At 30.3% G+C, this 542-nt stretch carries 1 protein-coding gene; it reads right to left on the bottom strand.

All coding sequences use genetic code 11. The features are described from left to right. Positions 1-298, bottom strand: a 298-nt coding sequence (locus tag IDG60_RS01375) for a VOC family protein (protein ID WP_206160401.1), incomplete at its 3' end; no start/stop codon positions are given. Between the last annotated feature and the right edge of the window lie 244 nt (positions 299-542).

Raw genomic sequence — 542 nt, 5'->3', positions numbered from 1 at the left:
CTTCAACTTTATCAGCATCTTCCTTATTGTTAACATCATAATCAATTAATAATGATATGCCATTATTAATTTTGTCAGCGCGACCAAAAGAATCAGAACATAGCACTTTTACGCCAAGCACTTCAAACTCAGCATGCATAGTTGCTTCTTGCGCTTCTTCCTTAGTCATGCCAAAATGTGACGCTTGTTCTTCGCCAACTTCTAAACGTTTAACGTCAGTTGCACCAAATACTTCTTCGTAATATGCAATGGCTTCTTTTGAATTTTCAAAAGCGATATAAGGGAATAATGCTGTCATATAAAACACCTCAATGTATTATTTTTATTACTAACACCATGTTACATTAAAAAATGGCAAAAGTATAACTTTTACGATGAATTGAAGTCAATCTTTTGTAAAATACACGATAAATTATAAGATGAAATTGATTTAAATGAAGTAAACATATATATGACATACAAAAAATGAAAATGACACAGAGACGTATGTGTTGTTTAGTGTTTTAAAATTCAAGTTTAAAAAATGCTTTTAGATACATAAG

It is taken from the genome of Staphylococcus sp. EG-SA-2, assembly GCF_017152085.1.
The sequence above is the reverse complement of the archived record's forward strand: the minus strand, read 5'-3'. Positions and strand labels throughout refer to the sequence as shown.